This window comes from uncultured Chitinophaga sp. (assembly GCF_902168175.1).
In the GTDB taxonomy this organism is placed as follows: domain Bacteria; phylum Bacteroidota; class Bacteroidia; order Chitinophagales; family Chitinophagaceae; genus Chitinophaga.
This window is the reverse complement of record NZ_CABHOU010000092.1, coordinates 41,352-67,781: the sequence shown is the minus strand read 5'-3', so window position 1 is coordinate 67,781 and position 26,430 is coordinate 41,352. Positions and strand designations below refer to the sequence as shown.

Annotated in this window: 26 protein-coding genes and 1 tRNA gene; 13 read left to right on the top strand and 14 right to left on the bottom strand. The window is 47.9% G+C overall.

All coding sequences use genetic code 11. The annotated features are described in order from the left end of the window. The first annotated feature begins 41 nt into the window (after positions 1-41). Entirely contained in the window at positions 42-788 is a 747-nt protein-coding gene (locus QZT80_RS19545; RefSeq protein WP_295125986.1) for a LytTR family DNA-binding domain-containing protein, read from the top strand. On the opposite strand, the gene QZT80_RS19540 is transcribed toward QZT80_RS19545, so the two are convergent. The 3 genes from QZT80_RS19540 to QZT80_RS19530 all read right to left on the bottom strand — a co-directional run bounded on the left by QZT80_RS19540 (position 783) and on the right by QZT80_RS19530 (position 4,386). Then, positions 783-1,523: a tetratricopeptide repeat protein gene (locus tag QZT80_RS19540; RefSeq protein ID WP_295125983.1), complete on the bottom strand. Its 741-nt coding sequence runs from the start codon at positions 1,521-1,523 to the stop codon at positions 783-785. The two genes, QZT80_RS19545 and QZT80_RS19540, sit on opposite strands and share 6 nt — an antisense overlap. A 51-nt stretch (positions 1,524-1,574) precedes the next feature. Continuing rightward, positions 1,575-3,545 (bottom strand): BatD family protein, encoded by a 1,971-nt coding sequence (locus QZT80_RS19535; RefSeq protein ID WP_295125981.1) that lies wholly within the window; start codon positions 3,543-3,545, stop codon positions 1,575-1,577. Between the two features lie 136 nt (positions 3,546-3,681). Then, positions 3,682-4,386 (bottom strand): SDR family oxidoreductase, encoded by a 705-nt coding sequence (locus tag QZT80_RS19530; protein ID WP_295125978.1) that lies wholly within the window; start codon positions 4,384-4,386, stop codon positions 3,682-3,684. A gap of 98 nt (positions 4,387-4,484) precedes the next feature. On the opposite strand from QZT80_RS19530, the gene QZT80_RS19525 reads away from it, so the two are divergent. After that, positions 4,485-5,180 carry a YjjG family noncanonical pyrimidine nucleotidase gene (locus QZT80_RS19525; RefSeq protein WP_295125975.1) on the top strand — a complete coding sequence of 232 codons (696 nt, stop codon included), beginning with the start codon at positions 4,485-4,487 and terminating at the stop codon, positions 5,178-5,180. 70 nt (positions 5,181-5,250) lie between these two features. Here the strand turns inward: QZT80_RS19525 and QZT80_RS19520 are convergent, their stop codons facing one another. From QZT80_RS19520 to QZT80_RS19500, 5 genes are all read right to left on the bottom strand, one after another. Continuing rightward, on the bottom strand, positions 5,251-5,472 hold the full coding sequence (locus QZT80_RS19520; RefSeq protein ID WP_295125972.1) for a hypothetical protein: 222 nt from the start codon (positions 5,470-5,472) through the stop codon (positions 5,251-5,253). 64 nt (positions 5,473-5,536) lie between these two features. After that, positions 5,537-6,193, bottom strand: coding sequence for a phosphatidylserine decarboxylase family protein (locus QZT80_RS19515; RefSeq protein WP_295125969.1), 657 nt, complete (start codon positions 6,191-6,193; stop codon positions 5,537-5,539). An 82-nt stretch (positions 6,194-6,275) separates the two neighbouring features. Further along, the gene (locus QZT80_RS19510; protein ID WP_295125966.1) at positions 6,276-7,151 is read right to left on the bottom strand and encodes a phosphatidate cytidylyltransferase; all 876 of its coding nucleotides are present in this window, start codon (positions 7,149-7,151) and stop codon (positions 6,276-6,278) included. A gap of 37 nt (positions 7,152-7,188) precedes the next feature. Continuing rightward, a complete protein-coding gene (locus QZT80_RS19505; RefSeq protein ID WP_295125963.1) occupies positions 7,189-7,422 on the bottom strand; it encodes a DUF2007 domain-containing protein in 234 nt (77 codons plus the stop codon). Next, positions 7,403-8,299, bottom strand: coding sequence for a CPBP family intramembrane glutamic endopeptidase (locus QZT80_RS19500; protein ID WP_295125960.1), 897 nt, complete (start codon positions 8,297-8,299; stop codon positions 7,403-7,405). The genes QZT80_RS19505 and QZT80_RS19500 overlap by 20 nt, the downstream gene beginning before the upstream one ends. Before the next feature lie 489 nt (positions 8,300-8,788). Here QZT80_RS19500 and QZT80_RS19495 point away from each other — a divergent pair, with 489 nt between their 5' ends. The 3 genes from QZT80_RS19495 to QZT80_RS19485 all read left to right on the top strand — a co-directional run bounded on the left by QZT80_RS19495 (position 8,789) and on the right by QZT80_RS19485 (position 11,800). Further along, on the top strand, positions 8,789-9,361 hold the full coding sequence (locus tag QZT80_RS19495) for an NUMOD4 domain-containing protein (RefSeq protein ID WP_295125957.1): 573 nt from the start codon (positions 8,789-8,791) through the stop codon (positions 9,359-9,361). Positions 9,362-9,490: 129 nt separating this feature from the next. Then, entirely contained in the window at positions 9,491-10,291 is an 801-nt protein-coding gene (proC, locus tag QZT80_RS19490) for a pyrroline-5-carboxylate reductase (RefSeq protein ID WP_295125954.1), read from the top strand. 84 nt (positions 10,292-10,375) lie between these two features. Next, positions 10,376-11,800 (top strand): sulfatase-like hydrolase/transferase, encoded by a 1,425-nt coding sequence (locus QZT80_RS19485; protein ID WP_295125951.1) that lies wholly within the window; start codon positions 10,376-10,378, stop codon positions 11,798-11,800. 135 nt (positions 11,801-11,935) lie between these two features. On the opposite strand, the gene QZT80_RS19480 is transcribed toward QZT80_RS19485, so the two are convergent. Together QZT80_RS19480 and QZT80_RS19475 are read right to left on the bottom strand one after the other, a co-directional pair. Next, positions 11,936-12,601 carry a hypothetical protein gene (locus QZT80_RS19480; protein ID WP_295125948.1) on the bottom strand — a complete coding sequence of 222 codons (666 nt, stop codon included), beginning with the start codon at positions 12,599-12,601 and terminating at the stop codon, positions 11,936-11,938. Positions 12,602-12,790: 189 nt separating this feature from the next. Next, positions 12,791-12,864: transfer RNA gene (locus tag QZT80_RS19475), tRNA-Ile, on the bottom strand. Positions 12,865-12,993: 129 nt separating this feature from the next. Between QZT80_RS19475 and QZT80_RS19470 the strand changes: the two genes are divergently transcribed. Then, positions 12,994-13,617, top strand: coding sequence for an HAD family phosphatase (locus QZT80_RS19470; protein ID WP_295125945.1), 624 nt, complete (start codon positions 12,994-12,996; stop codon positions 13,615-13,617). Positions 13,618-13,623: 6 nt separating this feature from the next. On the opposite strand, the gene QZT80_RS19465 is transcribed toward QZT80_RS19470, so the two are convergent. The 4 genes from QZT80_RS19465 to QZT80_RS19450 all read right to left on the bottom strand — a co-directional run bounded on the left by QZT80_RS19465 (position 13,624) and on the right by QZT80_RS19450 (position 14,956). Continuing rightward, the gene (locus QZT80_RS19465; protein WP_295125942.1) at positions 13,624-13,881 is read right to left on the bottom strand and encodes a hypothetical protein; all 258 of its coding nucleotides are present in this window, start codon (positions 13,879-13,881) and stop codon (positions 13,624-13,626) included. 135 nt (positions 13,882-14,016) lie between these two features. Beyond that, positions 14,017-14,379, bottom strand: coding sequence for a TM2 domain-containing protein (locus QZT80_RS19460; RefSeq protein ID WP_295125940.1), 363 nt, complete (start codon positions 14,377-14,379; stop codon positions 14,017-14,019). 23 nt (positions 14,380-14,402) lie between these two features. After that, positions 14,403-14,720: a DUF2752 domain-containing protein gene (locus tag QZT80_RS19455; protein ID WP_295125937.1), complete on the bottom strand. Its 318-nt coding sequence runs from the start codon at positions 14,718-14,720 to the stop codon at positions 14,403-14,405. A gap of 2 nt (positions 14,721-14,722) precedes the next feature. Beyond that, positions 14,723-14,956 (bottom strand): GlsB/YeaQ/YmgE family stress response membrane protein, encoded by a 234-nt coding sequence (locus QZT80_RS19450; protein ID WP_295125935.1) that lies wholly within the window; start codon positions 14,954-14,956, stop codon positions 14,723-14,725. Between the two features lie 191 nt (positions 14,957-15,147). Here QZT80_RS19450 and rimP point away from each other — a divergent pair, with 191 nt between their 5' ends. The 7 genes from rimP (at position 15,148) to aspA (ending at position 26,365) form a co-directional block, all read left to right on the top strand. Then, positions 15,148-15,612, top strand: a complete 465-nt coding sequence (gene rimP, locus QZT80_RS19445) for a ribosome maturation factor (RefSeq protein WP_295125932.1) — start codon at positions 15,148-15,150, stop codon at positions 15,610-15,612. A gap of 14 nt (positions 15,613-15,626) precedes the next feature. Next, entirely contained in the window at positions 15,627-16,874 is a 1,248-nt protein-coding gene (gene nusA / locus QZT80_RS19440; RefSeq protein ID WP_295125929.1) for a transcription termination factor NusA, read from the top strand. Between the two features lie 124 nt (positions 16,875-16,998). Next, positions 16,999-20,361 (top strand): translation initiation factor IF-2, encoded by a 3,363-nt coding sequence (infB, locus tag QZT80_RS19435; protein WP_295125928.1) that lies wholly within the window; start codon positions 16,999-17,001, stop codon positions 20,359-20,361. Between the two features lie 146 nt (positions 20,362-20,507). After that, positions 20,508-21,890, top strand: a complete 1,383-nt coding sequence (locus QZT80_RS19430) for a peptidylprolyl isomerase (RefSeq protein ID WP_295125926.1) — start codon at positions 20,508-20,510, stop codon at positions 21,888-21,890. Between the two features lie 151 nt (positions 21,891-22,041). After that, entirely contained in the window at positions 22,042-23,889 is a 1,848-nt protein-coding gene (locus QZT80_RS19425; RefSeq protein ID WP_295125924.1) for an amidophosphoribosyltransferase, read from the top strand. Between the two features lie 138 nt (positions 23,890-24,027). Beyond that, a complete protein-coding gene (locus tag QZT80_RS19420; RefSeq protein ID WP_295125921.1) occupies positions 24,028-24,537 on the top strand; it encodes a histidine phosphatase family protein in 510 nt (169 codons plus the stop codon). Between the two features lie 421 nt (positions 24,538-24,958). Further along, complete coding sequence (gene aspA, locus QZT80_RS19415; RefSeq protein WP_295125919.1) at positions 24,959-26,365, top strand: aspartate ammonia-lyase; 1,407 nt, start codon at positions 24,959-24,961, stop codon at positions 26,363-26,365. Positions 26,366-26,430: the final 65 nt, after the last annotated feature.

The following is a 26,430-nucleotide window of genomic DNA, read 5'->3' as shown; positions in this document are numbered from 1 at the left end:
TGCGGTATCTTTACTGCAGGGTTCACCACATCTATTAAAATATGCAGGCTATTATTGTTGATGATGAAAAGCATTGTCGCGAAGTATTACAGGTACTCCTTAACAGGTATTGCGCCGATGTAGAGATCGTGGCATTATGCGAAAATGGCCAGGAAGGCCTCGACGCAATCGCAAAACATCAACCCCAACTCTTATTCCTCGATGTGGAAATGCCCGGTATGACGGGCTTCGAAATGCTCAAACGCTGCACAACCCATTCTTTTTCTATCATCTTTACTACTGCTTATAACCAATACGCCATACAGGCTATCCGCCATAGTGCGCTCGATTTCCTGCTTAAACCTGTTGATAAAGAGGAACTGGCCGATGCGGTAGACAAAGCTCTGGCCAAACGGAACAACAACTCGGACAAGCATGTAAATAACCTCATGCACTACCTCTACCAGCACATTCAACCGAACGAACGACTGGCCTTCCCCACCATGGATGGCTTACGCATGCTGGCGGTTAAAGACATTACCTACTGCGAATCGGACGGTGGTTATACGCGTATATTTATGCAGCAGGGCGAAAAACCAATGCTCATTTGCCGTACCTTAAAAGAAGTGGAAGAAGTATTAGGGGAGAAAGGTTTTTTTCGTGTGCATCACAGCTTTATGATCAACCTTGCTTACATGGATAAATACATTAAGGGCGATGGAGGGGAGATCATTCTGTTGGATGGCAAAAATATTCCTGTTTCCCGGAACCGGAAACAGGAATTCCTGATGCGTATAGAAAGGTTATAAAGTCTTAATACTTTCCACCGGTACCCAGCCGGTTTTACCGTCGTTCAATGCAACTTTGTAAAACGTTGCGGTACGGTCAACCACATCAAGGCGAATGCCTTCTTTTACCTCGAACAATTCTTTACTATTGGCATCTGGCGCGGCTTTCACTTTGGCCATGCCATGCATTACAATGCCAATGTCCTGGTGCTGCGCGCGGTTATATACCCACGCTGCCATGGCGAAGTAGCCAATAAACAGAGCAGCCGTTAAATAACCTGCTATGCGAAGTAAAATACTGCGTGATATAAAACGATGAACAGCGAAAACGATGATCAATATCCAGCACAAAACGATAGTGCCTATAGCCCAGCCATTGGTGCTGTGTAAACGTTGAAGGTCCATCCACCAACGCTCGAAAAATAACAGCGGAAGCGATTGTGCTGTGCTGCCGATCTTCTGGTTGGCCAGCGCCAGGTTGCGGCCCACAGCTTCGTTACCGGGGTCAATCTGTTGCGCCTTTTCGTAACTGTATATCGCCTCGCCCATCGCACTGCTTTTGTAGTAGGCATTGCCTGCATTCAGATAAAGTTCGGCCGAAAGATAGCCCTCATCTATCAGTTGCTGGTATTGCGCGGCGGCTTGTGTGTATTGTTGTTGTTTGTACAGGGCATTCGCTTTCTCGAAGCGCTGCTGTGGCGGTGTAGCGGCAAAGCTCAGGCGCACGGTCATTGTGACCATGACTATAGAAAGCATACAAAATTGTAGGATAGAGCGGATCATAGTGGGTGTTGGTTGATGCTTCTGTTAAGCCATTACTTTTTTCAGTTCGTCTTCCAGTTTGCTGATTACATCAATGGCCTGGCGATACGTATGCTGCCGCGACTGGCTGCTGCCAACCGGCGCATAAAGCGCCATCTCACAATTGTCCAGCAGTTCAAAAAGCTCCCTGGTATTACTCTCTTCTACTTTATCCTGCAACTTCTCCTGCACCAGCTGTTTGCTGAGTTCCGCCATCGGTATGCGCAGTTTGTGGCTTAGGTATCCCCACACGGCACGGGATATTTCTTCGTAGAAGGCTTTGTCTTTTTCTTCTTTCAGATAACGCGCCGCCAATTCCAGGCGTTTGAGTGCTACTTTGTTCGCGTTTTTATGTCGCAGTACATTGGCATTATTCACCTTGTATTCCTGCTTCCTGCGGTAAAATGCAACACCACCATAAAGCAGTAATGGCAACACGAGCAGCGCCCAGAATAATGGTTTGCCAAACAGGTAAGGTGTTTGTTTTACCCAGCCTTTAACGGTGGGGTAGATGTTGGACAGATCATTACGGCCAAGGTTGCTGTAGTCCTGCTTATCCTTGTTGGTGTTTTTGCCGGCGCTTACCTGTAACGGGAAGTCGGGCGAGCGCAGTATTTTATATTCTCCCTTCTTAGGATCGAAGTAACTGAACTCCACCGCAGGCAAAGTTTGCGCGCCGGCTTCACGAGGCATAAATATGTACTCGAACTGCCTGGAGCCGCTAAGCGGATTGCTGTTTTTGTCGATATTGTCCATAACCTTCGGATCAAATTTCTCAAACGCATCGCTGGCTGCTACTTCGGGCGCCCTCATCAGGTTTACGTTGCCCACGCCGGTAATAGTTACTTTAACAGTAAGCGCATCGTCGGTACTTAGTGTTTTTTTATCGCCGGTGGCCGTCATTTCAAACTGGCCAACTGCACCGGTAAAACTTGCCGGGCGGTGAGCCGTTGGCAGTGGCTTTACGGTTATGGTTACGGGATTGCTTTTGATTTTATAAGGAACGTCTTCGTAAGTAACTTCTGGCCGGTTAAAGAAATCTTCAAAGAATGGATCGTCGAACGGACTGTTGCCAAACACGTCGCGGAAATTAGGATCGTCGAGCTGCTGATTACGTCGGGTGTTAGCCCCCAGTTTGATCAGTCGCACCTGATTGTCAACTTCTACCGGATCTAACTCCAGCGCACCGCTTTGCAATGGGAAAAGCATTGTTTTACGGATGGTGAACACTTTGAAGGTAGCGCCATTCACCGTTTCAATAGTGGCCTGCGGTGGGTTGGGCAGTTCCACGTCTTTCGCAGAAAAGCCTTTAAATGCAGGCACTTTAGTTACGTTAGAGGAGGTGTTAAGTCGTGTATATAGTTTGTAAGTGGCTGTTACCTGCTCACCTTCGAACACGCTGGTTTTATCAACATCCACTTTTAGAAAGATATTTTTGCGCAGTTTCTCATTCACATCTTCGCCTTTCCTTACAATGGAGGGTTGGTCTTCAATACCCTGGGATGGCCTTCTGCCATAACCCTGCGGCATTTGCTGTGGCTGATGTTGTGGTTGTGGCAGGTTGTTGCGATTGCCCACCGCTTTCACCACCTCTATGGTTACCGGGTTCGATTTCCGGGTTACGCCATCAACCCTGGCGGTAGCCCCGGCGAGTGTGAAGTTGCCGATACGTTTAGGCCGCAGCAGGTAAATAAGCGCAACAACATCGGTGCGCCTGCCATTTGTAATGGAGGTGCTGTTGGACTGCATGGGCCCCTGCAACACATCGAAGTCCTTAAAATCGGGTGGTAACAGTTGCGACAGGTTCGGCGCATTTTCCAATGTGAACTGGATCTGAAAAGCCTCGTCCAATGCAACAGTATTACTGCTCACCTGCGTAGAGAAACGGAAGTCTGCCTGCGCCATCGCCACGATGGCGGTGCAACAGGCCAATAATGTTAAGATACTTTTTTTACCTATCCGGGTCATGTGAATCATCAAAAACAAATTTAACCAATGCCGCCTCCCTAAAACATTAAAAACAAGTTAAAAGTAAGTTAAAAATAACACAAAGGATTATGCCTCAAATTAACTACAGTAAAGGGTTTGGGGGATGAAGGGCGGATAAAGCTATCTAGCTGATATCGCCCAATACCGGCCTTAACAGGATGTCTTCTACCACCGTTTGTTCGGCCAGGTTGTAAGCGCTCCAGATCACGCTGGCAATATCTTCAGGTGGCATCATGCGGTCGGTCGGCGCTTCAAAGCCTTCCCACGACGCAGTTAAGGTGGGGCCGGGACTCACAGACGTTACTTTTACACGATGTTGTTTTAACTCTTCGCGCAGGTTTTGCGAAAAGCCGAGCAGGGCGAATTTCGTAATGCTGTACGAACCGCCATTGGGATATGCCTTGTGACTGGCGGTAGAACAAAGGTTGAAGATGTGACCCTTTTTGCGGGCCATCATGCCAGGCAACAGGGCGCGGGTAAGGTGATAGGCACTGTATACGTTAACAGCCATCATCTTTTCGAGATGACCATCTTCCTCCTGATGTAGAGCGCCGGGCACAAAAATACCAGCATTGTTCACCAGTATGTCGATGGCACCAAACTGTTCGTTCACGGTTTGTGCAAAAGCCATCACCGCAGCCTTATCGCCCATATCGGCCGGTATGGCCAATACCTTTACAGACGGGTTTTGCTGTTGAATAGCGGCGGCGGCCTCATCCAACGCCTTAGTGTTGCGGGCGCAAATAGCCACATTAAATCCTTCGCGGGCCAGCCTCTCGGCTACTGCCCTGCCAATTCCTTTACTGGCACCGGTTATAACTGCATTCATATCTATGCTCAAACGTTTTTAACAGGATAAAAATAAATCCTTTGCCTTTCTTGTGCTAATTTTGTTGCTCACGGCCCGTGCCAGGTGAATGATGGATTATGAAGTATAAACACGTTTTTTTCGACCTCGACCACACCCTGTGGGACTTTGAGACCAATGCCACGCATACCCTGCAGCATCTTTATGAAGTAAATACCCTTAGTAACAGGGGCATTGTTTCCTTCGAAGACTTTTATGCCCGTTACTCTGTGCATAACGACCGCCTGTGGGACCGCTTCCGTAAGGGTATCATTAATCGTAAAGAGCTACGCTTCAAACGTTTCTGGCTCACCTTCCTCGAGTACAAAATTGCCGACGAAAAGCTGTGTAATATGCTGAGTGAGCAGTTCCTGGAAGTGTTGCCCACCCGCACTGCCCTTTTTCCATATGCCACGGAGGTACTCGACTACCTGGCCGCTAAAAACTATCCGATGCACCTTATTACCAACGGTTTTGAGGATACGCAGCTGTTAAAAATGAAACACGCGGGCATCGGCCATTACTTCACACATGTTATCACTTCCGAATCGGCAGGCAGCCTTAAACCACACCGCGAAATATTCGATTTCGCCATGGGTAAGGCCGGCACTACCGCCGCCGAAAGCATTATGATAGGCGATACGATGGATGTAGACATTCTGGGCGCACGTAATGTAGGTATGGACCAGGTATATTTTGGACCAGCAGTTACCACATCGGCCATCACCCCTACTTATTCCATCTCCTGTTTAAGTGAACTGAAAAAAATCCTTTAGAAGATACAACAACACATAAAAAAAGCACTGACCGTAAAGGCAGTGCTTTTTCAATTATAACAAGCAATTGTTAACTCTTTGGAGCCGGAGCCGTAGCTATTTTCGCCGGTTTGGCCGTTCTCAGTGCCGCTGCTTTTGATGGCTGTGTGCAGCATGATTTGCCTTTGGCGGTTTTACTACAGGTTGCCTCGGTTTTTTCTTTCGCTTTAGCCGGAGCTTTAGTTTTATCCTGCGCTACAACGGTAGCGGCAAAAAATAATACGGTAGCGGCAGAGATGAATAATGTTTTCATAGCAGGCTGTATTTATTATTTTAAAGATAACCCATTAAAACGAAAACGAACTGTTAAAACACCTTTACGAAAGGGTAGCGATCACCGTTTGGCCGTTACGTACGGTTTGGTTCAGTTCCACGTTCACTTTGGTGCCAACAGGCAGGTAAATGTCCACACGGGAGCCAAACTTAATGAAGCCCATCTCGCTGTTCTGTTTCACCTGCATACCTGCTTTCATATAGTTCACGATCCTGCGGGCAAGGGCGCCGGCGATCTGGCGGCAGAGTATTTCTGTTTTACCATTATCGATTACTACAGTATGTCGTTCATTTTCGGTAGATGATTTAGGATGCCAGGCCACCAGGTACTTACCGGCATGGTATTGCGAAAGTTTGATGGTGCCGCTGATAGGGTTGCGGTTTACGTGTACATTGGCGGGGCTCATGAAGATAGAAACCTGCAGCCTTTTGTCTTTAAAGTACTCGGCTTCCACCGTTTCTTCGATCACCACCACTTTGCCATCTGCCGGCGCAATGATCAGGTTTTCATCTTCTTTAAACACCCTGCTGGGTATACGGAAAAAGGAGATGATGAACAGCCAGAACGCAAGAGAAATGATCAGCAGCCCCCAGGTAACGATGGCAAATTGGCTGGTAAAGTAATACACGATGCCATTAATCAGCGCCAGTGCCAGTAAAGTCAATAAAATAGTTGCCGATCCTTCGCGATGGATTTTCATTTTTGTTGCTTGATTGATTAAAAGTTAAATATGAGGTCGGCTGTGCATATGGCTGCAAACCGCGGTACGAAGTTAAATATTCCTAGCTAAGGAAAAAGTATACATAAATCCAGGCAAACGGCGCTGCCAGCAGCAGCGAGTCGAAACGGTCGAGGAAACCGCCGTGGCCAGGCATCATGTTGCCAGAATCCTTTACCCCGGCCAGCCTTTTTAGCTTCGATTCCAGCAAATCGCCCACGGTGCCAAACACAGCTGCTATACCCGCTATTGCCAGCCAATGCTGAAATGCCAGCACCTGTTGCCCCCAGTACCAGCCAAAAATGCCAGCAGTGGCCACCGCCAGTATCATTCCTCCTACCGAGCCTTCAGTTGTTTTTTTGGGAGAGATGGAGGGGAAGAAGGGGGTACGACCGATTAACGAGCCTACAATATAGGCCATGGTATCGTTTATCCATATAAAAAGGATCAGTAAAAGCGGAACAAGGTAACCGATGGGGCGGCCCGATGGCATGGTAAATTGCAGGGAGTCCTGCAGCCGCATATCAACCAGCATACCCATGGATACGGTAACGTACAGCAGTCCAAGTGCCGAATATCCCATGTTCTTAAGGGAAAAGGTGTTGTTCATGAGTATTTCGCCCAGGGGCAATACCATCATGAATATCACGGCTACTGTCCAGCCAAGAAAACCCAGCGAAAGGGTGGGCCCGCCAAACTGATCGCCCGAAAAGGCCATCATAATACCGCAACTGGCTATCAGCACGCCGTATTTATGCCAGGTGGTGATCTGCTCATACTCCGGGTCAATCTTCCTTACCAGCCGGAAGTACTCCTGCAGGGCGAAGAAATTAACGATAAAGAAGAGCAGGAAAAAGGTAAACGGATTATATAGGATGCCCCCCAGCATAATTGCTGCAAAGAAGAGGGCCGATATCGTACGGGTAATGAAGGTCTTCATTGAACGGCTGTAAAGCTATATTTGATCAGGTGCAAATCTATAAATTGTTTTCAATGTTCTCTTCTCCTGCCTCACGGATAAGATTTTCGGCCGCATCCTTCTGGGAAACGTGTACATACACCTCTTCCATACCCGGCAGCATCTGCTGAAAAGCCGACGACTGCCGGCTGAGCAACACCGCGCTCACGCCATTCTCTATCAACATTCCCTTTACCAGCTCCGAACGGAACGCCTGGTTGCTCGTAAATACTCTAACCCAGTCTTTCTCCATAATCTTGTTGTTTTATTGTTGCTATTGATCTGTTGTTGCGGCGCATCATAAAAAGTAATGCCAGCACCACAACCCCGCTTAGAATGTTAATATACCATGGCAAACTTTCGTCGGCTTCGCCCTGCCCAACGTAAAATAACACTACGCTAAGGGCATTGTTGAGAAAGTGTGCAATGATGGCCAGCCAAAGGTTGCCGCTAAGCAGGTAAATACCGCCCAGCAACACCGACAAGGCAAAGCGGGGCACAAAGCCCAGGAATTGCATATGGATGGCGGAAAAGATAATTGAGGTGATGATCACCGCTACCCATCCGTTTTTAACCATTCTGGTAAATACCCGCTGCATGGCGCCACGGAAAAACAGTTCCTCCGCAATGGCCGGCATCACCGCTACCATTAACAGGTTAACAAGCAGCGAGGGGATGTTGGGCATGCTGAGCATGATCTTCGTTTGCTCTTCCGCCTCTTTTTCCAGCTGGCGCAAACTGTCTGACATGGGCCAGGTTTCGTTCCACTCCATCAGGTAACCAATCACCGGCAAAGCACTGGCCATGATAAGCACGGCGAATATGAGATTGTAAATGGAGGGGCCTTTTTCCAGTCCCACCCCGGCAAGTGGTTCGGTGAGATAGATAAAAAGCGCACCTGGAACAAGAAAAACAATGAAAGTGTATAGAAATTGTGCTAATTTCAGATAGTTCACCAGCCCTGAATCCTTTTTGACTGCTGTTAACAGGCTTTCCAGCGTATAGCCGCCGCTGATAGCAGGAAACACCAACTGCATAAAAGCGCCATAGATCAGGAAAAATCCGATAAAGAAGCCAATTAACGTAGAAAGTTGAAGCGCCGCAGGTTGTTTATTAAGGTAACCGGTCATGATCGTTCTCAGTATAATTTCTGTAAATTTACATTGTGTTTTCCAGTTGACGGTCCCCGGAATCAATATTAAATGTTTTAACGTCCAATTGTGTTAAAGTAGAATTTACGGTAACTGGTACACTAAAACAAATCGTTGCCACCGGCTATAAAAACATTTATGTTAATAATGGTGCAGGAAATACGAACAATTAGTCCCCAAACCTGTAGTTATGTACAGGCAGTGAACAATAACAGAAATCCTGGTAGTATGGCAACCGGCTCGGTATATCAACATATTTCCACGTAGTAGACATATTTATTCACAATCAGCAACTTACAAAAAATCCGGACAAGTTCAGCAGGATATTAGCGCAACTAAGAACAATACCTTACAAGGTAGTATAACTCCCCATCGGCAAAGATTCAGTAACCGGAATGTACGAAGAATGGATGTGTGGTTTTTTAAAGACAGGTTCCCCCAAAATTCAAACTAAAAAACTTACTTCACATGGCCACCGCATTTAAAAATCTTAGAAACGAAGTCTGGAAAGACTTGCAGATAAAAAATAAATCTGCCCTGCGTAAGAGATACGCAGTATCAAATCTCGGGAGGGTAATCAGCTACTCCGAAAGCCATGAAGATGGCAAAGTCCTTACGGGATCTACAGTAGAGGGATACACTGTATTAAACATCAAACCGGCAGACAGCTATCAGTCTCTTTATCTGCACCGCGAGGTGGCCAAACTATTTTGCACTAAGCCAGGCCGAACGCACCGTTTCGTTATTCACCTCGATTTCGATAAAAAGAACAATAAAGCCACCAACCTGCGCTGGGCAACCAAGCAGGAAATGGAGGAACACCAGCAAAACAGTCCGGCCAAACTGGCTTATAAACTTCGCCAGCGTAACCGCGTAAAAGGCCTGAAGCTCAACATCACCAAGGTGAAGAGCATCAAACGCATACTGGCCAAGCCTGGCCGCAAAACCATGAAACAGATTGCCGAGCAGTTCGATATCAGCGAAATGCAGTTATACCGGATCAAAAGCGGCGAAAACTGGAGCCATGTAACACTCGATTAATACCAGCTTTGGGAATTATAACAGAACGGCGACCTTTCCGAAGGCCGCCGTTTGCTATTTAAACCGGTGTTGCAACACTGGCTGTTTTGTTTTACCTTACCAGGCCTAACAAGGGATAAAACAGCGAGTATGTCATCGAAGAAAATTACCATTATCGGTGGCGGAAATCTTGGCTCCGCCATAGCAGAGGGATTGTTGAAGAGCGGGTTCTCAAAAGCCGCGGACATAACCATTACCAAACGCAATACTGCCACACTGGGCAAGTTAAAAGATCAAGGTGTAAATATTGAGGCAGATAATGCAAAGGCAGTTGCCGGTGCTGATGTGGTGCTGGTAGCACTAAAGCCCTATAACGTAAAAGAAGTGCTGGCGGGCCTGGTGCCACAGTTTAACCCCGCAAAGCAGATACTCATCAGCGTGGTAACGGGTATTTTGATAGAAGACCTGGAAACCATCGTTGGCGGTAATATGCCGCTGGTTAGGGCGATGCCCAACACCGCTATCGCCATAGGTGAATCAATGACCTGTATTTGCCATAAATACGCTAATGCCGACCAGGTAAGCTGGGTTGAAAGTATGTTTAACCAACTGGGCGTAACCGTAAGCATCGACGAAAAACTGATGGACGCCGCTACTGTACTGGGCGCCTGCGGTATCGCCTACGCGCTTCGCTTCATCCGCGCCAACATACAGGGAGGAATAGAGATCGGGTTTGATGTGAGAACAGCCAACCTCATTGCCGCCCAAACTGTAAAAGGCGCCGCAGAACTGCTGATCCGCGAAAAACGTCATCCGGAAGAAGAAATAGATAAAGTGACCACTCCCAAAGGCTGCACCATCGCAGGCCTGAACGAAATGGAGCATCAGGGCTTCAGCTCTTCGCTCATTAAGGGAATTGCCACTTCCTATAATAAAATTGTTAAAGGATAATTCACAGGCCCGGTCAGTACCGGGCCTCTTTTTCTATTCCACCTTTGCCTGGCCTTTAGAGTGGCCGCATCAAAAACCGATCATATGTTCAAGAAACAAAGGGCAGGGAATTTCCTGTTATTTGCCCTTTTTGCCGGCCTTAGTGTAGTTGGGAAGCCCGTGCTGGCGCAGCAGGCGGCTAAGCCGAACATCCTCGTTATTGTTACCGACGACCAGCGGTTCAATACTATTCACGCGCTGGGCAACCGTTATATACAAACACCGAATATGGACAGGCTGAAGCGCCGCGGCGTTGCGTTTACCCGCGCGCACATCCTAGGGGCCAATAGCGGTGCGGTATGCGCGCCCAGCAGGGCCATGTTGCTGAGCGGCAAACCATATTACCAGTTGCCAGAGTGTTTTATGAATGCCGGTTGCGACTACCCTACTTTCCCCGCTTATTTCCGCAGCCAGGGGTACGAAACCTTTGAAACGGGTAAGTGGCATAACAGCCGCGAAGCCTTTAAAAGCTCGTTTACCACTGCCGATAACATATTCCTGGGCGGTATGCACCAGGAACAAACCGGAGGTCACAACACCCCCAGGCTGTATCATTTTGACAGCTCCGGCAAATATCCCGCAGCCAGCCAGTTCACCGGCGACCACTTCTCCAGCGAGTACTACGCGGAGGCGGCCGTTAAATACCTGGAACAGAAAAAAGACGCATCTCCTTTCCTGATGTACGTGGCCTTCACCGCCCCGCACGATCCCCGCACTCCGCCCGCGGAATTCGCAAAGCGGTACGATTCAGCCAGGATCCCACTGCCGCTTAACTATCTTCCGGAACATCCTTTCGATAACGGCGAAATGGAAGTGCGCGACGAAAAGCTGCTTCCAAGCCCACGCGATACCAACCTGGTGAAAAAGGAGATAGCCTCCTACTACGCCATGATCACCGAAGTAGACGATTGTATCGGTAAAGTGCTGGATGCGCTGGAAAAGTCGGGGAAAGCGAACAACACACTTATTGTTTTTACGGCCGATAATGGCCTGGCTGTAGGGCAACACGGCTTACTGGGTAAACAAAACCTGTACGATCACAGCATGCGCGTACCACTTATTATATCGGGCCCCGGTTTGCCTGCAGATACACGCCGGAACGCCCTCTGTACGCTCACCGACATATTTCCCACGCTCTGCGAATATGCAGGACTTAAAACACCGGAAGGCCTCGAAGGCCAAAGCCTTCTGCCCGTGGTGAAGAAAACTTCCTCCGGCCGCAGTGAAATATACACCGCATACAAGGACGTACAACGGGCCGTACGGACGGCCGATAACTGGAAACTGATCTGGTATAAAGTGAAGGGTCGCGAAACGAAGCAGTTGTTCAACCTGGAAAACGATCCTGCCGAAATGCACAATCTTTCAGGCAAGTCGGCCTTCTTCACCAGGGAAAGGCAGCTGTCCGAGTTACTGGAAAAGCACATGAAGGAAGTAAACGATAGCTTTGTAACTAAACAACCTGGCTGATGCTGCTACTATTTATCTTGTTCATTAAATATTTCTTCTTCGGAATTGCTCCTATGGACGGACCCGACACGACTTCATTAATAAGCCCGATGAACGTTCCCGAGGAAACATATTATATCATACCAAAAAAAATAACTAGGGGCCTGCAACTTCAATTGTGGGCCTTTGTATTTGTTGGACCATTCCATCCGTTTTCTTGCTTCTGATTACTTCCGAATAAACAGAATGGCCTATTGCCTCTCCCAGCTGGTTCAAAGGTTCCAGTTTATAAGTGTAGTGGAAACTTGTTGACCGGCAGTTCTGCTGGAAAAACAGGGAATCGTCTTCTATAATGGAGATTTTCCTTACCCTTATTTCGTGGCCTCCGTAGCGTACTTCTCCGCTCATATCCCTGCCGAGGAAGCTGACACTGATCACATCATGATAATTTTCGGACGGATATTGCTCCCTGAACCCTGCGGTCCAGCTGATAGCGTAACGGTAAAACAAACTGGTGTCGGGCCCATTCAATAGCGGTCCGGTAAGTCGCCTGCGCGACATGCTGCTGTCGAGCAGCCGGTAAGTAAGCAATCCGCGGGATGTGAGTGTGTCCAGCACCGTGGTAATTTCTTTTGTGGAAGATTGAACGATGGAATCGGGGACGATAAGCACCGTATTGGGGATTACTGTATCGTACGCAAGTATGGAAGAAATGGCATCTTTGCCTTTATAGTCTACTCCTCTGCAATCGGGTTGTTGTGTACAGGCAATAGTGGTCAGTAACAGGGCTGATATGGTTATCCGGCTTAATATGGTCGTCATGTTGGTCTGGTTTTATCAACTAGTAATGCAAAAGACGGGCCGCTGGTAATATTTTAACCATCTTCACCACGGCCTCTCCTAACTTCCACCACACTCTCTCCATACTCCGGGGTAACTCCAAAGCCATTTGGTAAAATAGTATCAATAAAAAAAGCACCTGCCGTATGACAAGTGCTTTTCTGAATTTCGTGGTCCCACCAGGGCATGATCCTGGGACCCCCTGATTATGAGTCAGGTGCTCTAACCAACTGAGCTATAGGACCTGTTCCGAAGAACGTCCCCTCTTTCAAGGGAGGGCAAAAGTAAATATTTTTTATTCAATTCAAAATTTTTTTGTGTTCCCTTTAAACTACGCTGTGTTACCTTTGCCGCGGCTGATAAAAAATGCAGTAATGGAAGGAATCAAACATATCATCTTCGACCTTGGTGGCGTAATTCTAAATATCGATTACATGCTTACGGAGCAGGCGTTTATCGACCTGGGCGTAAAAAACTTTCGTGAATTGTACTCACAATTCCACGCCAATGCGTTGTTCGAAGATCTGGAAACAGGCGGTATCAGTAACGATGATTTTCTTCATGAACTACAAAAAGCAGCGCCTGACGGAGTAACGATCGAACAGATTGTAACCGCCTGGAATGCCATGTTGCTCGATTTTCCCGTAGCGCGCTTACAGGTGCTGCAGCAACTGCAAAACTATTACGACACCTTTCTTTTAAGTAATACCAACGCAATTCATCAAAGCGCGTTCAATGCCATATTGTTCCAGTCACGAGGCCTGCCTTCCCTTGATCTGTTCTTCAACAAGTCGTACTATTCCCACAAAATAGGATACCGCAAGCCGGAGAAAGAAGCTTACCAGATCATACTCGACGAGAATAAATTAGATCCCGCTGCCACCTTATTTATTGATGATACGCTGCCAAACATTACCGCAGCACAGGAATTGGGCATAAAAACCATTCACCTGCAGGCGCCACGCACCATACTGGATATATTTCGTCCGGCAAATTAAAAAGGCTTATTTAGTTTCCTCGAATTCGATGTAATCGTCGGGATTTACAGGCTTTTTCACCTGCTCAGTAGCTTGTTGTCGGGGATTAGCGGTATATCCTGTGGAAGACTCTTGCTGTTGACGGTATTGTTCACGCACATGCTCCTGCATGTCGTTCATCTGACGCTTTACGTGTTTCGTGGCTCTGTACACTGGTATGATAAAATCAAACACCAGCTTGTAGAACAGCCATGTAAGAAATAAGTATAACAGAAATTTTAACATAGAAACAAAGGTAGCGGAATATCCAGTTCGTGCCGTAATAGCAGGGGTGTTTTTAAGGTTTCTTTAACTAGTAAGGCTTTAAATGCAAAAGGCCGCTTCGCACGGGAAGCAGCCTTTTATTATTAGCAAAAAGGATTAATTAAACTTGTAACCCAGCAGGGCTGCGGCGTTCATCGCTTCCTGTTTGTTAAACTCCCAGGTAATTTTGCGATAATTGATGGTATCAATTATAGTTCCCACCAAACAAAGGCCTCCGGTAAAGAAGTAAAGTATACCCAGGCCGATACTCCCGGTAATGAAACGGTGGACGCCCGCCACAATTACAAATCCGAGAAGGCAGCAGATCAGAACGGTTTGGGGATCTTTACGGCGCTGGCCATAAATGCTGATGAAACGATGACGGGTTTCCTCATCATAATTTTTTGTCAGTTCCTGAAGCCACATCAGTTCTTCAGGTTCTGCACCAGGTAGCATAGAGAAGTAGTAGTTTGTGTTCATGACTTAAAGATAAAATTAAATTATCATTTGTTGATCCTGGAAAGTTGATAGTCGCTGTATTGATTTCTCGCCAGCCGGTAAATCCGCAGCAGCAACACCAGCAGCGCAAATCCTCCCAGTTTATGCATTTGCCAGGAAGCGGCCGGGTTGCCGTGAAGCAGGTAACTTACCGATCTTCCCAGCCCGCAGCCTGGGCACCAGGTAAAACCCATACGGTGCAGCGGACAAAGATCTATGATGGGAGGATGGGCGGGATTGATGAAATATAGGGCCAGCAGTCCGCCGGTCCATATCACCAGTTCGAGGTTAATTTTTTTAATATGATGGAAAAAAGCACGCATGCTTACTTTCTGCTGATCAGGTTTGCTATCAGCAATATAACGAAAGCCCCTGCGAAAGCCGTAACAAATGTGCCAGCCGGCTTAATTTCCAGCTGACGGAAAATCCAGCCGCCCAATACACCGCCAACTATTCCCAGCAAAATATTTCCCAGGCATCCCAGTCCGCGACCTTTAATTAAAAGGCCTGCCAGCCATCCGGCGGCAGCACCTATCAGTATAAACCATAACCAGTGCATAATGTTTTGTTTGATTTGATGGCGGCAATATAGGTTCTTTATTTTACATGTGAGGCCTTGGTAGCGCTGTGGTCGGCAATTCGCTGTTAATTACCTAAAAATACTTTTTGTATTGAAATAAAATCTTAATTTTGCAATTGATAAAAAGAATCAAAAGAAGGGGACGAGAGAGTCCCCTTCTCGTTTTTTGTATGGCAAACGAACAAATAATAGCATCGATACAGGCGCTGGTGGAAACAGTGATAGCGGAAAACCCCGAGTATTTTTTGGTAGAGATTAAGATCAAGCCCACCAATAATGTGAAGGTGTATATAGATGCAGACAATGGCGCTGCCATTTCCAAACTTGTATCTTTTAACCGCGCGCTTTACCCGCACCTGGAAACATCCGGACTTTTCCCGAACGATGATTTTTCGCTGGAGGTATCTTCTCCGGGACTGGATGAGCCGCTTAAATCGCCGCGCCAGTTCCAGAAAAACATTGGCCGTAAGGTGGAAGTGACGTTGCTGGACGGCACCTCTAAAGAGGGCAAACTGCTGGCGGTAACTGAAGAACAGCTAACTATTGAGGAGCTGATCGGAAAAAAGAAGGAACAAAAAGTAACAGATATAAATTTCTCTGAGATCAAGCACACCCACGTGTGTATTGTGTTTTAAAATAATGAAAAAACATGGCTAGTATTAACCTGATTGAGTCATTCACGGAGTTTAAAGAAGCGGAAAATATCGACCGGCCGACGTTAATGAAGGTATTGGAAGATGTGTTCAAAACGCTCTTGCGCAAAAAGTATGGCTCAGATGAGAACTTCGACGTGATCGTAAATACCGAAAAAGGTGACCTGGAAATCCTGCGTCGCCGTACCATCGTTGAAGATGGTGAGGTGGAAGACGATAACGCCCAGATTGCCTATACAGACGCCATTAAGATAGAACCCGATTACCAGGTAGGTGAGGATTTGTACGAAGAGGTGGAGATCATGGATTTCGGCCGTCGCGCCATTCTGGCAGCTAAACAAACGCTTTCTGCCCGTATCGGCGACCTGAAAAAGAACATCCTGGTTAAAAAATATGCAGACAGGGTAGGTGAAATTGTGAATGGTGAGGTTTACCAGGTGTGGAAAAAAGAAGTTTTATTATTGGATGATGAAGGGAATGAGTTAATATTGCCTAAGCCGGAACAAATACCGACAGATTACTTTAAAAAGGGAGAAAATGTAAGGGCAGTAGTGAAGAAAGTTGAGATGAAAAACAACTCTCCGCTGATCATCCTTTCAAGGACCCACCCCTCCTTCCTGGCAAAATTGCTGGAGATAGAGGTTCCGGAAATCTTCGACGGACTTATCGTGATCAAGAAGATCGTGCGTGAGCCGGGCGAAAGAGCTAAAGTTGCAGTCGAGTCATATGACGACCGTATAGATCCTGTAGGTGCCTGCGTAGGTATGAAGGGTAGCCGTATCCACGGTATCGTACGGGAACTGCGCAACGAAAATATAGACATCATCAATTACACCAACAACATTCAACTGCTTATCCAACGTGCGCTAACGCCTGCGAGGATCAGCCGTATGGACGTTGATAACGACAACAAATACACTTCCGTTTACCTCAATCCGGACCAGGTATCACTGGCCATTGGTAAAAAAGGTGTGAACATAAAACTGGCCTGCGAATTGACGGGATATGAAATCGACGTATTCCGCGACGAGCAGCAGGAACAGGCCGAATTCGATATCGATCTGGAAGAATTCTCAGACGAAATCGAAGAATGGATCATCGACGAACTCAAACGCATTGGTTGCGATACCGCTCGCAGTGTGCTTGAATTAACTTCCGAAGAGTTAGTACGTCGTTCAGACCTGGAAGAAGAAACGGTAACGGAAGTGCGCAGAATATTACAGGAAGAGTTTGAAAAAGAATAAAGTACGTCCCAACCTTCCCCGTGGGATTGGCTTTATGAAGTGAAGAGAGAAATTTATTTGATTAATTACTTAATGTTAAAACAGTCTTCGCTAATGGCGGAGTAGGGGGAGGCAGAAATTAAATATGCCCGAATCAACAAATAACACACCGCGCCTGTTGGCTGCTGCCAAGGAATTCAATATTGGTAAGGATACGCTCATTGACTATCTGTCCAATAAAGGATATGACATGGCAGAATTTGGCTCGCCTAACGCACGCCTTACATCACAGATGTATGGCGCGCTGCAGTCGGAGTTCCAGCAGGATAAAGCGAATAAGCGCAAAAGCGACCAGATCGCTTTGCCTAAAGGGACCGTGTTAGATGCCGCGAAGAAGAAAGAGAAAGAAGATGCAGAAGCTGCAGCCGCGGCAGCCAAAAAGAATGCGCCTGCTAAAGAGGAGGCGAAACCAGAGCCGGTAGCTCCCGCTGCGGCCCAGGAAACACCTGCCCCTCCTAAAGCAGAAACGCCTAAACCGGAACCTCCTCAGCCACAGGCTCAGGCCCCCGCGCCACCTCCACAACCGGAAAAAGCTCCGGAACCGCCTAAAGCGGAAGTGAAGGAAGAGCCGGCCAAGCCAGCAGAAACATCCCGTATCAGCGGCCCTAAAGTTGTGGCCACAATTGATCTGGATGCGTTAAACAGCGCTGCCCGTAGCAAAAAACCTACACCGCCACCTGCACCTCCTGCTAAAAAGGAAGAAGTAGAAGCCCCGGCACCTCCACCAGTAGCGGAGAAACCGCAACCACAGGAAGTAAAGCCCGAGCCTAAACCTGAACCAAAAGCAGAACCGGCTAAACCGGCCGCTGAAACAGCCGCCCCTAAACCGGTACAGGAACCAGTAAAGGATAAGAAGGAAGTAGTAGAAGATAAAAAAGAAAAAGTGGCTGTAATAACAGAAGAAGCCCCCGTAGCTAAACCAGCAGCGGTAGTCGTGAAAGAAACGCCTGCCACACCTCCCCCAGCAACAACTGTGGTGACCCCTGCGGCAGCAAAAGAGGACGATGCTCCTAAAAACGACACCCAGGACGGTGGCGACGACGATGAGTCTAAAGTAATCACCAACATTCAGGCAGAAAAACTTACCGGACCTAAAGTAATCGGTAAAATTAACCTGCCGGTGAACAACGACCGTCGCGATAACAAAGCAAAACAAGACAACGAGAAGCGCAAACGTAAGCGTATCATAGTGGAAAAGAAACCTGAGCCAATTAAGCCAGGCGAATTTCCACAAGATCGTGGTAACCGCGGCCCCGGTGGCGATAACCGCAGCCAGGGAACAGGTGCCAGCCGTCCGTACGAAAACCGTAACCAGGGCGGTGGCCAGGGTGGTAATCGCGGTCCCGGTGGTAACCAGGGTGGCACACACAGTGGCGGACCAAGCCGTCCACACCAGCCACGTAACCAGGGTACCGGCGGTCAGGGCCGTCCACAACACGGTGGCGGACCAAACAGAGGCGGCGGTAACTTCGGTAACCGTCCTGCCGGACAAGGCGGTGGCTATCGTAGCAACCAACCCGATAACAGACGTCCTGAGGATAAAGAAATCGATAAAAACGAGATCCAGAATAAGATTAAGGAAACCATGGCCAAACTCGGCGTTAACTCACGCGGTGGTAAAAACACCAAAGCGAGCCGTCGCCGTGAAAAACGCCAGGTACGTGAAGAGCAACTGGCTAACCAGGGGGCAGATGGTAACAAACTGCAGGTTACAGAATTCGTTTCTGTAAGCGAACTGGCCAACCTGATGGATGTGAGCTTCGCAGAAGTAATCTCGAAATGTATGGGCCTGGGTATCATGGTATCCATTAACCAGCGTCTCGATGCGGAAGTTATTGAACTGGTAGCAGGCGAGTTTGGTTATGAAGTTGAATTCATTGGTCTGGACGATGCAGATGATACCGACGAAGAAGAAGAAGTGGACGATCCGGCCGACCTCGTACCGAGGGCGCCGATTGTGACCATCATGGGTCACGTTGACCACGGTAAAACCTCTTTGCTCGATTATATCCGTAACGCAAACGTAGTGGCTGGTGAGGCCGGCGGTATTACCCAGCACATCGGTGCTTACCAGGTAACTACTGCAACCGGTAAAAAACTGACTTTCCTCGATACACCTGGTCACGAAGCGTTTACCGCGATGCGTGCCCGTGGTGCCAAGGTAGCCGACATCGCCGTTATCGTAGTAGCTGCGGACGATGCGATCATGCCTCAAACCAAGGAAGCGATCTCCCACTCTCAGGCGGCAGGCCTGCCAATGGTGTTCGCTATCAACAAAATTGATAAGGACGGCGCTAATCCTGAAAAAATCAAAGAACAGCTGGCACAACTCAACTTGCTGGTAGAAGACTGGGGCGGTAAATACCAAAGCCAGGAAATATCTGCCAAAAGTGGTTTGAATATCGACCTGCTGCTCGAAAAAATACTGCTCGAAGCAGAACTGCTCGAACTGAAAGCTAACCCTGACCGCGAAGGTTCTGGTAGCATCATCGAAGCTACGCTGGATAAAGGCCGTGGTTATGTAACTACGCTGCTTGTTTCCAACGGTTCCCTGCGCCAGGGCGATACCATCGTATCTGGTTCGCACTTCGGTAAAATCAAGGCCATGTTCAACGAACGTGGTCAGCGTCTGGAAGTAGCAGGTCCTTCTGCTCCTGTACAGATCCTTGGTTTGAACGGTGCGCCGCAGGCTGGTGAGAAGTTCAAGATGTATGAAGATGAATCTGAAGCGAAAGATGTGGCCAGCCGCCGTGCGCAAATCGTGCGTGAGCAGGGTATTCGTACCAAAAAGCACATCACGCTCGACGAAATCGGTCGCCGTTTGGCACTGGGCAACTTCAAGCAGCTTAACCTCATCATCAAAGGTGACTTCGATGGTTCTGTAGAAGCGTTGAGCGATTCCCTGCAGAAACTGTCCAGCGAAGAGATAGCGGTTAGCGTGGTACATAAAGGCGTGGGTCAGATCACTGAGTCCGACGTATTGCTGGCCACCGCATCCGATGCACTGTTGATCGGCTTCCAGGTACGCCCGTCTATGCAGGCAGCGAAACTGGCAGAAAAAGAAAACATCGAGATCCGTACTTACTCTATCATCTACGACGCAATCGACGAGCTGAAAAGCGCGATGGAAGGGATGCTGGAACCAAAAATCGAGAAGAAAGTGGTGTGCAACGTGGAAATCCGCGAAACCTACAAATTCGACAAGGTTACGGTTGCAGGTTGCTTCGTACTCGATGGCCGACTGGCGAGAAACACCAGGATCAACCTGGTACGCGATGGTATCGTAGTATACACCGGCGAACTCGGCTCACTGAAACGTTATAAAGATGATGTGAAGGAAGTAGTATCCAACATGGAGTGCGGCCTTAGTATCAGGAACTATAACGACATCAAACCAGGCGATATCGTGGAAGGTTTCGAAGAGGTAGAAGTTAAGAGAACATTATAATCACGTTCTTACAAATAAAAAAAGGGCGGAGAGCTTGTCAATCAAAGCTTTCCGCCCTTTCTAAATCCGAAATTTTTGTTAAATCACTAGGCCGTCTTTGTGCGGCTTATTTTTTATTGGTTATTTTGGTTATTCACTTTAGAATTATGAAGAAATTATTGATACTGTCTGCTGCCACCCTGTGCCTCGCACAAGCTGCAACCGCACAGCAAAGGTATATTGTAGACAAGATCGTGGCCAAAGTAGGCGATAAGATCATTCTCCGCTCGGAAGTGGAATCTGGTTTAGTCGAATTCCAGAAACAGGACCTTGATCAGCCACTCCCTGCCAACGCTGGCTGTAGCGTGCTCGAGCGCCTCGTAGCGCAAAAAGTACTGGTATTGCAGGCCGAGCGCGACTCCCTCCCCATCAGCGAATCCGACGTATCGGGCAGGATCGAAAGCCAAATCCGTTACTTCGAACAGGTGTATGGTGGTAAGGAGAAAATGCAACAAGTTACCGGTTATAGCATATACCAGCTTCGCGAACGCTTCCGTGAGCCTATCCGCGAGGGTATGCTGGCGCAGGCCATGAGGGAAAAAATCGTGGGTAGCGTGAAAGTGACGCCTACGGAGGTAACCCGCAACTTCGAAGCTATTCCTAAAGACAGCCTTCCGTTCTACGAATCGGAGCTGGAAGTAGGTCAGTTGGTGGTAATACCCAAGGCGAGTACCGAAATGCAAAGCTACGCTTCTGAACGCCTGCTGGAATTTAAAAAACGTGTGGAAGATAAGCAGGGCGACTTCGGTACCCTGGCCAGGTTATACTCAGAAGATCCGGGCGTTAAGGAAAACAGCGGTATGTATACCCTCAACCGTAATGACAAAAACCAGTGGGATCCCGAATTCCTGTCCGCATCGTTCCGTTTGAAAGAAGGTGAAATTTCTCAGCCGGTTAAATCCCAGTTCGGATATCACCTGATCAAAATGGTAAGAAGGCAGGGTGATAACGTGACGGTACAGCACATCCTGCTGAAAGCAAGTGTGACTAACACCGACCTTACTGCAGCAACTAAAAAGATCGATTCGCTCCGCAGCCTTATTATTGCCGGTAAATTGAATTTTGCTGAAGCCGTAACCAGGCATAGTGATGATCCAAATGCGAAGTTCACCGGCGGTATGATCACCGATCCTAATACTGGTAGCTCAATGATCACCATCGACCAACTGAATGATCCTTCGCAGAGGGATATCGTACTGGCACTGAACGATCTGAAACAAGGCGAGTTGTCTAAACCAATGCCTTACGAAGACGAACGTGCAGGCCGGGGCGTACGCATCATCTACCTTAAAACACGTACCCAGCCTCACCGCGAGAACCTGCAGGACGATTACGCCCGCATCCAGTCGCGCGCGCTGGAGATTAAACAGGCCGAAGCATTGAACAAATGGTTGCTGGATAAAATCCCAACCTTCTATATCGATGTGGAACCGGAGTTTAAGGATTGTACCAATGTGGCGCAATGGATGAACGCATTGGCAAAACATTAAGCATCACCTCATAACGATATTAAAAGGAGTACCATCAGTGGTGCTCCTTTTTCTTTTCCGCACCACTCCCAATTTCTATCCACCTGATACACCAAAAAGTCCATTGCCATGCTCCCAATTTGCACTAACTTTGCATCTTCAATTTTACGGCATGAGTGACGCGATTAAGCATGAATGCGGACTTGCATTCATAAGATTAAGAAAACCATTCGCTTATTACCAGCAAAAGTATGGCTCGGTTTTCTACGGACTCAACAAGCTTTACCTCCTGATGGAGAAGCAGCATAACCGGGGGCAGGATGGAGCAGGGGTGGCCGCAGTAAAATTACACACCGAACCCGGCGTTCCCTTCATGAACCGCATCCGCAGCAGTGCCAACCAGCCAATTGCCGATGTTTTCGCCAGGATCAGACAGGAAATTACGGAGGTAGAGAAGTACCAACCGGAAATTACCAAATACCCCGGCCTCATGAAAGGCCACATTCGTTTCCTGGGAGAGTTGCTGATGGGCCATCTCCGTTACGCGACCCAGGGTAAAAATAACGAAGAACTCTGCCATCCTTTCGTACGCCACAACACCATTCCTGCCCGCAACCTCACTATGGCAGGTAACTTTAACCTGGTGAATGTGGAAGAGCTTTTCAACTTTGTAAAAGTATTTCCGGGTGATGCCCATAAAAACAGCGACCTGGCAGCTATGCTGGAAGTTGTACATCACTTCCTGGCTAAGGAAGACGAAACCCGCCAGAACGGCCTCGATGTAAAGAGCATTTTACAAAATGCATTCTCTATGTTTGATGGTGGCTACCACGTAGCAGGCCTTATCGGCTCCGGCGATTCTTTCGTTATCCGCGACCCGCACGGCATCCGCCCTTCTTATTATTATATCAATGAGGATGTGATCGTAGCAGCTTCTGAAAGAGCCGCTATCCGTACCTCCTTCAACGTAGGCGAAAATGAAGTACTGGAACTGATGCCAGGCAACGCACTGATCGTGAAAGAAAACGGTGATTACTCCATCGAACAGATACTGACACCGAAAGAGCGCCGCGCTTGTAGCTTCGAGCGCATCTATTTCTCCCGCGGTAACGATGAAAAGATTTACAAAGAGCGCTCTGCACTTGGCCGTAACATCTCTGAAACCGTACTGAAAGCAATCGACAACGACCTTCGCAATACGATCTTCTCTTTCATTCCTAATACCGCCGAAGTTGCCTTCTACGGTATGATCAAAGGCCTGGAGCATTACCTCAACCGCATTAAGGTAGAGCGCATCATGAGCTGGGACAAGGATTTTGATGAGGAGAAACTTCACGAGATGGTGAACCGCCGCGTTCGTATCGACAAAATTGCGATCAAGGACGTGAAGATGAGGACCTTTATTACCGAAGACAGTGGCCGTAACGAGATGGTGCAACACGTGTACGATATTACATATGGTACAGTGCGGCCCGGTATCGACACACTGGTGGTCATCGACGATTCCATTGTTCGCGGTACTACCCTGCGCGAAAGCATCATCAAAATGCTCGACCGCCTCGGCCCTAAACGCATTATCGTAGTATCTTCCGCACCACAAATCCGCTACCCGGACTGTTACGGTATCGATATGAGCAAAATGGGCGATTTTGTTGCCTTCCAGGCGGCTATTGCTTTGCTCAAAGAAAGCGGTAAAGAGCACATTTTGCAGGAAGCTTACGGTTTGTGTAAGGAACTGGAACGTACAAATACACTGCACGCCCAAAACGTGGTGCGCAATATCTATAAACCCTTTACCACAGAGGAAATTTCTAACAAAATCGCCCAGATCATTACGCCTGCCGGCATCAACGCACAGGTAGATGTAATTTACCAGTCGATAGACGGGCTGCACAACGCCTGCCCTAACAACCTGGGCGATTGGTACTTTACCGGAAATTATCCTACCCCCGGCGGTAACAGGGTGGTGAACAAGGCATTCATGAACTTTATGGAAGGCAAAAACGAACGTGGTTACTAAGTAACTACGTTCGTTTTGCATGTTAATTCTGTCTTAAATCAGCGGCCTTTGCACTGAACGGAAGCTTTTACGGGTTAACTTTCTATAAAATCCGTAATTTCAGTAAACTGTTTGTTTATCAATGGTTTTCAAAAGCTTATGAAAACATTGCTTCTTGTTCGCCACGCAAAGTCCAGTTGGACAGACCCTGACATGGATGATTTTGACCGGCCGCTTAACAAACGGGGCAAAATAAGTGCACCTGAAATGGCAGAACGTATGCTATCGAGGGGCGCGGTGCCACAGCTCATTATTTCCAGCCCGGCCAAAAGGGCAAGGTCTACAGCGAAAATTATGGCCAGAGAGTGGAACTATCCGCGGCAGGCAATCTTGCTGGAAGAGGAGCTCTATTTATGTTACGCCTCCACTTTTTTAAAAGTGATTACCAAAATAGACGACGACTTTGACCAGGTAGCCATTTTTGCCCATAACCCGGGCATCACTGATTTTGCCAATTACCTCACCGAAGAAATGCGCATCGACAACGTACCCACCGCAGGCATTTTTGCCGTGTCGGCTGATACCGATTGCTGGAAAGATTTCGACCGCGCACCTAAACGTTTCCTCTTTTTTGACTACCCCAAAAATGAAGGAGCTGCATTGTTCTGATTTAACTTTTGAGGAGATTTTTACCTGTTTTTCAATTCCTGTGTTTTGTACACGAATTCCTGATTTTTAAATCCCCGTATTTTTTAAATATTGTTTGTTTTACACAAAGATAGTTGAAACCCTTTGCCATAAAGGATTTGGTAAAATGGTCCATCATTTCATTTGCAATCCGCGATAATTTAATCGCCGTTTAATGGTAAACGTTAGGTTGATGTGAATGTGATGACAAGCACTACTGTTTTTTTTCTCCCGCCCCATTTTTTTCTATAGTTGAAGTGTGCGACGCAACGGCGGATGACCAACGGACAGCTGTTGGCTACCACATCCTTACCCAAAATCCGACTTGGCCAGTTTGGATAAAAGGTGTAAAATGCCAGACTTTATCGGGGTACCAAAACACGTTACAACAAAATATTTTGCCATGACACCAAGGATAGAACATGATTTTTTAGGAGAGAAGGAGTTACCACATAATGTTTATTACGGTATTCAAACGCAGCGCGCGTTGGAGAATTTTCATATTACCGGCATTCCTATCAGGACGGAGCCGCTTTTCGTGCAGGCTTTGGGTTATGTGAAAAAGGCAGCTGCCATGGCCAACCGCGACCTCGGTGCCCTGGACCCGGAAATTGCTGAATACATTATACAGGCGAGCGACCGTGTAATTAATGGCGACTTCGACGATCAGTTCCTCAGCGACCTGATTCAGGGTGGCGCCGGTACTTCGGTAAACATGAACGCCAACGAGGTAATTGCCAATGTGGCGCTGGAGATGATGGGCAAACAAAAAGGCGAATATAAATTCTGCCACCCCAACAACCACGTTAACTGCTCGCAGTCGACCAACGATGCCTACCCCACCGCTTTTCGTATCGCCCTCATTAATAAACTGACCAACTACAGCAAATCTATACAAGACCTTGCCGCCGCCTTTGGTGCGAAAGGTGATGAATTTAAGAACGTACTGAAAATGGGCCGTACCCAGTTGCAGGATGCTGTGCCGATGAGCCTGGGCGATGAGTTCCGCGCTTTTGCCACTAATCTTAACGAGGAGCTGGCGCGCATCCAGGATAGCAAAAGCCTGATACTGGAAATTAATATGGGTGCCACGGCAATTGGTACCGGGGTAAATGCGCCTGAAGGGTATGCGGGCCGGGTAACCCAATACCTGCGCGACGTAACCCAACTTGACCTGGTGCTGGCGGGAGATTTAATAGAAGCTACTTACGATACCGGCGTTTACGTACAGCTCTCCGGCGTTTTGAAACGTACCGCCGTAAAGATATCTAAGATCTGTAACGACCTTCGCCTGTTATCGTCGGGCCCACGTGCCGGGTTAAATGAAATAAACCTGCCGCCCATGCAGCCAGGTTCGTCCATCATGCCAGGTAAAGTAAACCCGGTGATTCCTGAAGTGGTGAACCAAACCGCGTTTTACGTAATCGGCGCCGACCTGATGGTCACTTTGGGAGCCGAAGGCGGCCAACTGCAACTGAACGTAATGGAACCGGTGATAGCGATGGCGCTGTTTACCTCCCTTACTTACATGACCAACGCCTGCAATACCCTTCGTGAAAAATGTGTGGTGGGTATTACCGCCAACGCCGAGCATACCCGCAACATGGTGATGGGCAGTATTGGTATTGTTACCCAGCTCAACCCGATCATTGGCTACGAGCAATCGGCGGCCATTGCCCGCGAAGCCCTGGAAACCGGAAAGTCGGTTCATGATCTGGCAGTGAAGGAGAAAAAGTTATTGACGCAGGAGAAGTGGGACGAGATATTCACTTTCGAGAACATGATTCACCCGAAGTTTATTAATAAATAAGGAGAAGCGGCTGAAAGGCCGCTTTTTTTATACGCTAACTGCCAGCGGATTTTGTAATTAGGCCG